We start from the raw sequence: 8846 nt of genomic DNA, 5'->3' as shown, positions 1-8846 counted from the left end.
GTCAGTTCTGAAACAACGAACGACCGTGTTTACATCCGGTTCTGTGTACTCAATTGAATAGAGTGCCTGTTCGCTTAGTGCCGAAGTCCCCCTTGTGCGGGACACGGCCGATAGTGTTTCGGTGGTCATTGCGTTAGGGAAACGCCCGGTTACATTCCGAACCCGGAAGCTAAGCCTTTCAGCGCCGATGGTACTGCAGGGGGGACCCTGTGGGAGAGTAGGACGCCGCCGAACAATCTTTCAAGGACCTCTGGTCCAGCGTTCACGCTGGACCAGAGGTCTTTTTTGTTTTTCCGCATGTTTTGTTGGAAGCGCGGTCGATCGTCGACTGCGTGAGAATGACTGTGGTACCCGAAGACAGGAGCCGTGCCGATGTCCCCCAACTCTCCCGACGACCGTCCGGAGCGCGAATCACGTCGTAGGGACGGTGGTGGTGACCGGAGCGGTTCCCGTGGCGGTGGTCGCCCCACCGGGAACGGCAACGGCGGCGGAGGCGTGGGCGATTACGTAGCCCGGAGCGACAACCGTGGCGGCGGCCGTCCCACCAGCGGAGGTCGTCCCGCCAGTGGTGGCCGTCCCACCGGTGGCGGTCGGCCTGCGGGCAGTGGCGGTGGGTTCCGTGGGCGTGACGAGCGTCCCACCTCCCGTCGTGACGACCGGCCGAGCGGCCAGCGTCGGGACCGTGACGACGACCGTGGCGGCCGTCCCAGCAGTGGTGGCCGTCCCACCGGTGGCGGTCGGCCCACCGGCGGTGGTGGCGGGTTCCGTGGGCGTGACGAGCGTCCCAGCGGTCCGCGTCGTAACGATGAGCGCGGTGACCGCAACGACCGTGGTGACCGTGGCGGCAGGCCCAGCAGCGGTGGCCGTCCCAGTGGTCCTCGCCGGGACCGTGACGACGACCGCGGTGGCAGGCCCACCGGAAGCGGCCGTCCCACCGGCGGTGGGCGTCCTACCGGCGGTGGCCGTCCCGCGAGTGGTGGGCGTCCAAGTGGCCCGCGTCGCGACGACCGGCGCGATGAGCGTCCCTCCTTCCGCCGTGACGACCGGCCGAGTGGCCCCCGCCGTGACGACGACCGTCGTGGCCGTCCCAGCGGTGGTGGCGGTGGCGGCGGTTACGGCCGGCGGGACGACCGCGACGACCGTGGTGGGTACGGGCGTCGTGACGACCGCGACCGTGACAGGGACCGGGAGCCCATCAAGCGGCTGCCGATCCCGGAGGATGTCACCGGTGAGGAGATCGACAAGGCGGTGCGGCAGGAGCTGATGAGCCTGCCGAAGACGCTCGCCGACGACGTCGCCAAGAACCTCGTCATGGTCGCCAACCTCATCGACGAGGACCCCGACCAGGCCTACGCCTACTCACGCGTGGCACTGCGGCTCGCCTCCAGGGTCGCCGCCGTGCGGGAGGCCGCCGGCTTCGCCGCGTACGCGACGCAGAAGTACGGCGAGGCGCTCGCCGAGTTCAGGGCCGCGCGGCGGATGACGGGCAACGTGGACCTGTGGCCCGTCATGGCGGACTGCGAGCGTGGTCTGGGCCGTCCCGAGCGGGCGTTGACCATGGCCGGTGAGCCCGAGGTGCTGAAGCTCGACAAGGCGGGCCAGGTCGAGATGCGGCTGGTCGCGGCCGGTGCGCGCCGGGACATGGGGCAGATCGACGCGGCCATCGTGACCTTGCAGGGTCCGGAGCTGGGCTCCAACTCCGTACAGCCGTGGTCCGCGCGGCTGCGTTACGCGTACGCCGACGCCCTGTTGTCGGCCGGGCGTGAGGACGAGGCGCGCGAGTGGTTCGCCAAGGCGCTGGAGGCCGACAAGGACGGCGCCACGGACGCGTCGGACCGCCTCGCCGCTCTGGACGGCGTCCAGTTCGTCGACGTGGACGACGATGACGAGGACGGCAGCGACGACGAGAGCGCGAGCGACGAGGGCGACGAGAAGTCCTGATCGGCAGGAGAGCAGCGGGCGGCATCCCCACCGGAGGGGTGCCGCCCGCTCTTTCGTTTCTCAGCCGTCCGCGAGGCTCCGCAGCACCAGCCCCGTCGCCGGTTTCGGGCCGAACGACGTCGACTTGCGCGGCATCGTGACCGCCTGGCGTGCCAGCTCCCGTACGACCTCTTCGCGTACCGGGTGCAGCAGCACCGCCGTACTGCCGTGCCGTTCCGCCTGTTCCACGACGGCCTCCGTGTCGTGGATGTACGAGATGTGTTCCGGCGCGTCCGGGATCTTCCAGATGTGGTCCAGCAGCGTCGAGTGCAGGACGGTCGCGTCGAGCGCGCGCCACTCCGCCGGGCGGTCGGCCGGCACCGTACCGGCGAGGAGCGCCGGGTCGGGGCGGTCGATCAGGTGGAAGCGGCCGTCGCCCGCCAGCAGGAAGGCGTTGGCCGTGCCGTCGTCGGCGGTGACCGCCTCGGACAGGGCCTCGACGGCCTCCCGCAGCGTGCCGTCGATCGTGCGGACGCGGAAGGAGCCCGGTACGTCCTTGATGGCCGCCAGCGCGTCCGCGACCGGCAGCCGGTGCAGCAGCCGGTGGATCGCGCGGACCTGGAGGGGATGGCGCGCGGTGTCGACCAGCAGCACCAGGCCGTACGCCCAGGGCCCGGCCGTGCCCGGCGGGTGTTCCTCGCGCAGCCGCAGATAGGTCGCCCACCGGTGGTGACCGTCGGCGATCAACGCCTGACGGTCCGCCAGATCCCTCTCGATCTCTGCCAGTTCGGCCGGATCGGTGACCGACCACAGGCGGTGGCTGAAGCCGTCGTCCGTGGTGGTGGAGAGCAGGGGCGTGCGCCGTACGGTGCGTTCGATGACGGCCGTCGTGCCCGTCGCGTCGCCCTCGCTGCGGTACGTCAGGAGCAGCGGCTCCAGATTGGTGGCGGTCGCCCGCATCAGGGCCGCGCGGTCCTCGACGATGTCCGGCATCACGTCCTCGTGCGGCAGGACGACACCCTCGGCGGGCGTCGACAGGGCCAGGGCCCCGATGACGCCGCGCTGGAGCAGATCGCCCTTGCGCTGCTCGTACACGTACAACGCCGGTTCCCTGTCCGGTGCCAGGACGCCCTCGGCGAGCCAGCGCCGGAGTGTGTCCGCCGCCTGGCGGTGCCGGTCGGCGGCGGTCGCGGCCTGGGGCAGGATCAGCCGGACGATGTTGTGCGGGTCGGCCGACTCCAGGTGGAGCAGCCCGTCCGGCCGTACGACGACGTCGTACGGCGGCGAGGTCACGGCGGCGAGGCTGCCCACCCGCTCGGGGACGTAGCGCAGTCCGCGGAACGGGATGAGGCGGAGGCCTTTCGCAGCCGGCCCTGTGGTGTTCATCTCCGCATCGTATGCGGGCCGGGGCATGAGCGATGATCGGGGGAGGAGCGCCCGACGATGGGGCGGAAGAGGAGCGGGAGACTGATGAGTCAGCCGAGCAGGACCAGGCCCGACGGCAGCGCGACGGCGCTCAACGAGGCGTACGACACGGCTCTGCTGGATCTCGACGGCGTGGTGTACGCCGGCGGCGAGGCCATCACGTACGCCGTCGACTCGCTGATCACCGCCCGGGACGGCGGGATGCGTCTCGCGTACGTCACCAACAACGCCCTGCGGACGCCCGACGCCGTCGCCGCGCATCTGACCGAGCTGGGGGTGCCCGCCGAGCCCGCAGAGGTGATCACGTCGGCGCAGGCCGTGGCGCGGCTGATCGCCGAGCAGGTGCCGGCCGGTGCGCGGGTGCTGGTGATCGGTGGCGAGGGGCTGCGGGTCGCCCTGCGGGAGCGGGGACTTGAGCCGGTGGAGTCGGCGGACGACGACCCGGCCGCCGTGGTGCAGGGGTACGGGGGACCGGATCTGGCGTGGGGGCGGTTCGCCGAGGCCGGGTACGCGATCGCGCGCGGTGTGCCGTGGTTCGCGTCCAACACCGACCTGACCATTCCCAGCGGGCGCGGGATCGCGCCGGGCAACGGGGCGGCCGTGGAGGTCGTACGGATCGCCACGGGCGCCGAGCCGCAGGTCGCGGGCAAGCCGCTGCCGCCGATGCACCGGGAGACGGTGCTGCGTACGGGGGCGAAGCGGCCCATCGTCGTGGGGGACCGGCTGGACACCGACATCGAGGGCGCGTTCAACGGTGGTGTGGACTCGCTGCTGGTGCTGACCGGGGTGACGGACGGGGCGCGACTGCTGGCGGCCGAGCCGAGGCACCGGCCGACGTATGTCGACGCGGATCTGCGGGGGTTGCTGACCGGGCAGCCCGAAGTGGTCGTCAGGGACGGTGAGTTCGGGTGCGGCGGGTGGACCGCTTCCGTACGCGGCGACGCGCTGGCGCTGGACGGGGACGGGTCGGCCATGGACGGGCTGCGGGCGCTGTGCGCCGCGGCCTGGACGCACGCGGGGGACGGCGCGTGCGCCCTGGACGCGGGCAAGGTGCTGGCGAAGCTCGGACTGTAGCCGTGCGAGCGGGCGAGGGGGCGGTGCTACGCGTCCTCGCCCGTGCGCAGCAGTTCGTCCTCGGAGGTCCCGCGCCGCCAGTAGCCCGTGAACTTGACCGCCTTGCGGTCGATGCCGCGCTCGCCGACGAGGTGTCTGCGTACGGCCTTGACGGTCGCCGACTCGCCCGCGATCCAGGCGTACGGCGTACCGGCCGGCAGGTCGTCGGCCGCGCGGATCGCGTCCTCGGTGGTGGGCTCGGACTCGTCCCGTACGAGCCAGGTGACGCGCGCGTCGGCCTTGGTGGGGAGTTCCCACCGGTCGGCGGCGTGCTGGAGCGCGATCCAGACGCGGGCGGGCATGCCGGGCGGCAGGGACTCCAGGATGCCGGCGACCGCCGGGAGCGCCGACTCGTCGCCGGTCAGCAGGATCCAGTCGGTGCCGTCCGGCGGCCGGAAGTCGTAGCCCGCGTTCTCGTCGTGGATCGGGGCGAGGATCCCGGCCCGGGCGCCGGGCGCGGCGTTCAGCGCCCACTGGGTGGCGGGGCCCTCCTCGGCTCCCGGCGGCAGGTCGTGCACGGCGAAGTCGACGTCCAACTCCCGTGTTTCGCGGCGCAGTTCGCGCACTGTGTAGGTGCGCATGACGCCTCGTACGGCCGGGTCGAGGGCGCGCCACGCGTCCCACCAGTGCCCGTCGTCGGGGCCGGGCAGGACCGGTGCGTCCTGGCCGGGCCGTGGCAGGAACAGCTTCACGCGCTGGTCCCGGCCGGCCGTCGCCGTACGCGCGACGTCGTCGCCGCCGAAGGTGACGCGGACGAACGAGGGGGTGGGGCGGGTCGTACGGAGCACCTTCAGGGTGAAGAACTGGAACGGCGCGTCGGCCATCGGGCGGGCCTCCTCGATTTCGTTACGGCTGCGGCGAGTTGTTCGAGCGGTTGAGCGCGCCGGTCGCCGAGAGGAGTCGGCGGCGGGTGAGGAAGAGCCCGGCCGGAACCGGAGGGGGACTGTTCATTACGGTGTTGCCCTCGTGGCTTCCCTCTTGAGGATCATGTGTCAGGGTAGGCTAACCTAACCTCGTGTTGGTCGACAGTCCCCCCGAATCCGAACAGAGCGCGGAGCCCGTACCGCTCACCGTGACCCGGAAGCGCCGTACGCTGCGCGCCGCCGGGCTCCTGGTGTCCGTCGGCGTCCTGCTGCTTGTCTGTGCCGCCGGTCTCGCCGTCGGCGCCAAGTCGATACCGCTCGGCGACGTATGGCACGGCTTGTTCCACAACTCCGGCACCGGCAACGACGTGATCGTCCTCGACGTCCGGCTGCCCAGGACGCTGCTCGGGCTGCTCGTCGGCGCCGCGCTCGGTCTCGCCGGTGCGGTGATGCAGGCGCTGACCCGTAACCCCCTCGCCGAACCGGGGCTGTTGGGCGTCAACGCCGGCGCCGCCGCCGCGGTGGTCTCGGCCATCAGCTTCTTCGGTGTCACCTCCATCGGCGGCTACGTGTGGTTCGCGTTCGCCGGCGCGGCGGTCGTCTCCGTTCTCGTGTACGCGCTCGGCGGCAGCCGCAGCGCCACCCCCGTACGGCTCGCCCTCGCCGGCACCGCGGCCACGGCCGCGCTCTTCGGCTACGTCAACGCCGTGCAGCTGCTGGACTCGGCGGCCCTGGACCGGCTGCGCTTCTGGACCGTCGGATCCCTCGCCTCGGCCGACATGTCGACCGTGGGGAAGGTGTGGCCGTTCATCGCCGTCGGCATCGTGCTCGCGCTGCTGATCGCACGGCCGCTGAACGCGCTGGAGATGGGCGACGACACGGCGAGATCACTGGGCGCCAACCTGACCCGTACGCGTGTACTCGCCATGCTCTGCGTCACGCTGCTGTGCGGCGGGGCGACCGCGGCCTGCGGGCCGATCGTCTTCGTCGGACTGATGGTGCCGCATCTCGTACGGGCCATCACCGGGCCCGACATGCGGTGGATCCTGCCGTACGCCGCCGTCCTGTCGCCCGTGCTGCTGCTGGGCGCCGACGTGCTCGGGCGCGTCGTCGCGCGGCCGGCCGAGGTGCAGGTCGGCATCGTCACCGCGCTCGTCGGCGGGCCCGTCTTCATCCAGCTCGTACGCCGCAAGAGGATGGCCCAGCTGTGAGCACCACCAAGCCGCCCGGGGAACGCCCCGGCCGTACCGACGCCCGTACCGTCACCCGCGCCACGACCCGCGCCGTCCGTACCCCCGGCGGTCTCTCCCTGCGGCTCGACGTCCGCTCCGGCCTCGTCGTCCTGCTGCTCCTGGCCGCCCTGTGCGCGATGTCCGTGATCCTCATCGGGCGGGGCGACTTCCCGATGGCGCCCGGCGACGTCATCGCGACCCTGCTCGGAAACGGCACGGCGGCACAGGAGTTCATCGTCCAGGACCTGCGGCTGCCGAGAATCCTGGTGGGCCTCCTCGTGGGCGCGGCCCTCGGGGTCGGCGGCGCGGTCTTCCAGTCCATCTCCCGCAATCCGCTGGGCAGTCCGGACGTCATCGGCTTCGGCCAGGGCGCCACCGTCGGCGCGCTGACCGTGATCGTCGTCTTCCAGGGCGGCTCGGCCGCCGTCGCGGGCGGCGCCGTCGTCGGCGGACTGCTCACCGGTGCCGGGATCTATCTGCTCGCCTGGAAGCGCGGTGTGCACGGCTACCGGCTGGTCCTCGTCGGCATCGGCGTCGCCGCCATGCTCACGGCGGTCAACCACTACCTGATCACCAAGGCCAGCCTGGTCGACGCCACACGCGCCGTGCTGTGGATGACGGGATCGCTCGACGGCCGGGACTGGGCCCAGGTATGGCCGCTGCTCGCCGTCTGCGCCGTACTGATCCCACTCGCGCTCGGCCACGGACGGCCGCTGCGCATGCTGGAGATGGGCGACGACGCGGCATACGCGCTCGGTGTACGGGTCGAACGCACCCGCCTCGTCCTGATGGGCGCCGCCGTGCTGCTCGTCTCCGTGGCCACCGCGGCGGCCGGACCCATCACCTTCGTCGCGCTCAGCGCGCCGCAACTGGCGCGCCGGCTGACCCGCTCGCCCGGCCCCAACCTCGGCCCGGCCGCGGCGATGGGCGCGCTGCTGCTGCTGGTCGCCGACTGGGCCGCGACGTCCGCCTTCGGCGACCGCCAGTTGCCGGCCGGTGTGGTGACCGGTGTGCTCGGCGGCTGCTATCTGCTCTGGCTGCTGGTCACCGAGCGCAAGGCGGGCCGGATATGAGCGCCGAAGCCCCCGTCCCGTCGCCCCCACGCCTGTCCGGTTCCACCGCCCCCCGTCCCGCCTCCAGCCAGACCTCCAGGAGTACGGCCATGCAGCGCCTCGCCGCCGAAACGGTGACCCTCGGCTACGACCAGCGGGTCATCGCCCGTGATCTGTCGGTCGAGATCCCCGACAACTCGTTCACCGTCATCGTCGGCCCCAACGCCTGCGGCAAATCAACCCTGTTGCGGGCGCTGTCACGGATGCTCAAGCCCTCCCAGGGCCGAGTCCTGCTCGACGGCGCCGCGATCCACTCCATGCCCGCCAAGAAGGTCGCCCGGACGCTGGGGCTGCTCCCGCAGTCGTCCATCGCGCCCGACGGGATCACGGTCGCCGACCTCGTCGCCCGGGGCCGCTATCCGCACCAGGCGCTGCTGCGCCAGTGGTCCCCGGAGGACGAACGGATTGTCGAGGAGTCGATGGCGTCGACCGGCATCGGCGAGCTGGCCGATCGGTATGTCGACGAATTGTCGGGCGGCCAGCGGCAGCGGGTCTGGATCGCCATGGCGCTCGCCCAGCAGACCCCGCTGCTGCTCCTGGACGAACCCACCACGTTCCTGGACATCCAGTACCAGATCGATGTCCTCGACCTCTGCGCCGATCTGCACGAGACCCAGGGCCGTACGCTCGTCGCCGTCCTGCACGACCTCAACCACGCCGCCCGCTACGCCACTCACCTGATCGCGATGCGGGAGGGCGAGATCTACGCCGAGGGGCCGCCGGCCGAGGTCGTGACCGCCGAGCTGGTCGAGCGCGTCTTCGGGCTCCGCTGCCAGGTCATCGACGACCCCGAGACAGGCACCCCGCTGGTCGTCCCGGCCGCGCGCAGGGCGCGGCACACTGTGCCGGTCGGGCCGGCCGAGTGAGCCGTGGAGCCAGCCGGCCGAGAGTGACGAGGCGGCTCAGAGCAGTGAGCGCAGCCTCAGCAGATCGCGGAAGCCCGCTTCGAGCCTGACCCGTCCCGAGCCCCACGCCTTGGCGAAGTTCAGCTCGCCGTCGACCATGGCGACCAGATCGTCCCCCGCCATCGCGAGCCGTATCTGCGCCTTCTCACGCGGCGGGCCCTCGTGGGTGTCCAGCACCTCGATCCGGCCGTCGTCGATCCGGCCGGTGAAGGTCATGTCGAGATCCGTGATGTGGCAGCTCAGCGAGCGGTCGAAACCGCTCGCTGAGCTGCCACA

The 8846-nt window shown here is 71.7% G+C and carries 9 protein-coding genes and 1 rRNA gene; 7 read left to right on the top strand and 3 right to left on the bottom strand.

Annotated features, from left to right (window positions below):
* The first annotated feature begins 117 nt into the window (after nt 1-117).
* From rrf to BHU15_RS40960, 3 genes are all read left to right on the top strand, one after another.
* Nucleotides 118-234: ribosomal RNA gene (gene rrf / locus BHU15_RS35135) — 5S ribosomal RNA — on the top strand.
* Between the two features lie 448 nt (nt 235-682).
* The gene (locus BHU15_RS40965; protein WP_218028094.1) at nt 683-1264 is read left to right on the top strand and encodes a hypothetical protein; all 582 of its coding nucleotides are present in this window, start codon (nt 683-685) and stop codon (nt 1262-1264) included.
* Nucleotides 1249-1941 carry a tetratricopeptide repeat protein gene (locus BHU15_RS40960; RefSeq protein ID WP_023542653.1) on the top strand — a complete coding sequence of 231 codons (693 nt, stop codon included), beginning with the start codon at nt 1249-1251 and terminating at the stop codon, nt 1939-1941. Before BHU15_RS40965 ends, BHU15_RS40960 begins: the two co-directional genes overlap by 16 nt.
* Nucleotides 1942-2001: 60 nt before the next feature.
* Here the strand turns inward: BHU15_RS40960 and BHU15_RS35125 are convergent, their stop codons facing one another.
* A complete protein-coding gene (locus BHU15_RS35125; protein WP_069630829.1) occupies nt 2002-3306 on the bottom strand; it encodes a DUF1015 family protein in 1305 nt (434 codons plus the stop codon).
* Nucleotides 3307-3390: 84 nt separating this feature from the next.
* On the opposite strand from BHU15_RS35125, the gene BHU15_RS35120 reads away from it, so the two are divergent.
* The gene (locus tag BHU15_RS35120; protein WP_069630828.1) at nt 3391-4419 is read left to right on the top strand and encodes an HAD-IIA family hydrolase; all 1029 of its coding nucleotides are present in this window, start codon (nt 3391-3393) and stop codon (nt 4417-4419) included.
* A 26-nt stretch (nt 4420-4445) separates the two neighbouring features.
* Here BHU15_RS35120 and BHU15_RS35115 read toward each other — a convergent pair whose 3' ends face one another.
* Nucleotides 4446-5282 carry a siderophore-interacting protein gene (locus tag BHU15_RS35115; protein ID WP_069630827.1) on the bottom strand — a complete coding sequence of 279 codons (837 nt, stop codon included), beginning with the start codon at nt 5280-5282 and terminating at the stop codon, nt 4446-4448.
* A gap of 191 nt (nt 5283-5473) precedes the next feature.
* Between BHU15_RS35115 and BHU15_RS35110 the strand changes: the two genes are divergently transcribed.
* The 3 genes from BHU15_RS35110 to BHU15_RS35100 all read left to right on the top strand — a co-directional run bounded on the left by BHU15_RS35110 (nt 5474) and on the right by BHU15_RS35100 (nt 8531).
* Nucleotides 5474-6532, top strand: coding sequence for a FecCD family ABC transporter permease (locus BHU15_RS35110; protein ID WP_171908514.1), 1059 nt, complete (start codon nt 5474-5476; stop codon nt 6530-6532).
* A gap of 98 nt (nt 6533-6630) precedes the next feature.
* On the top strand, nt 6631-7626 hold the full coding sequence (locus tag BHU15_RS35105) for a FecCD family ABC transporter permease (protein ID WP_069630831.1): 996 nt from the start codon (nt 6631-6633) through the stop codon (nt 7624-7626).
* A gap of 89 nt (nt 7627-7715) precedes the next feature.
* A complete protein-coding gene (locus BHU15_RS35100; RefSeq protein WP_069630826.1) occupies nt 7716-8531 on the top strand; it encodes an ABC transporter ATP-binding protein in 816 nt (271 codons plus the stop codon).
* A gap of 36 nt (nt 8532-8567) precedes the next feature.
* Here the strand turns inward: BHU15_RS35100 and BHU15_RS35095 are convergent.
* Nucleotides 8568-8846: SCP2 sterol-binding domain-containing protein (locus BHU15_RS35095; protein WP_107422988.1), on the bottom strand; the 279-nt coding region annotated here is incomplete at its 5' end.

This window comes from Streptomyces niveus, assembly GCF_001723055.1.
GTDB classification, from domain to species: Bacteria; Actinomycetota; Actinomycetes; order Streptomycetales; family Streptomycetaceae; genus Streptomyces; species Streptomyces niveus.
The sequence above is the reverse complement of the archived record's forward strand: the minus strand, read 5'-3'. Positions and strand labels throughout refer to the sequence as shown.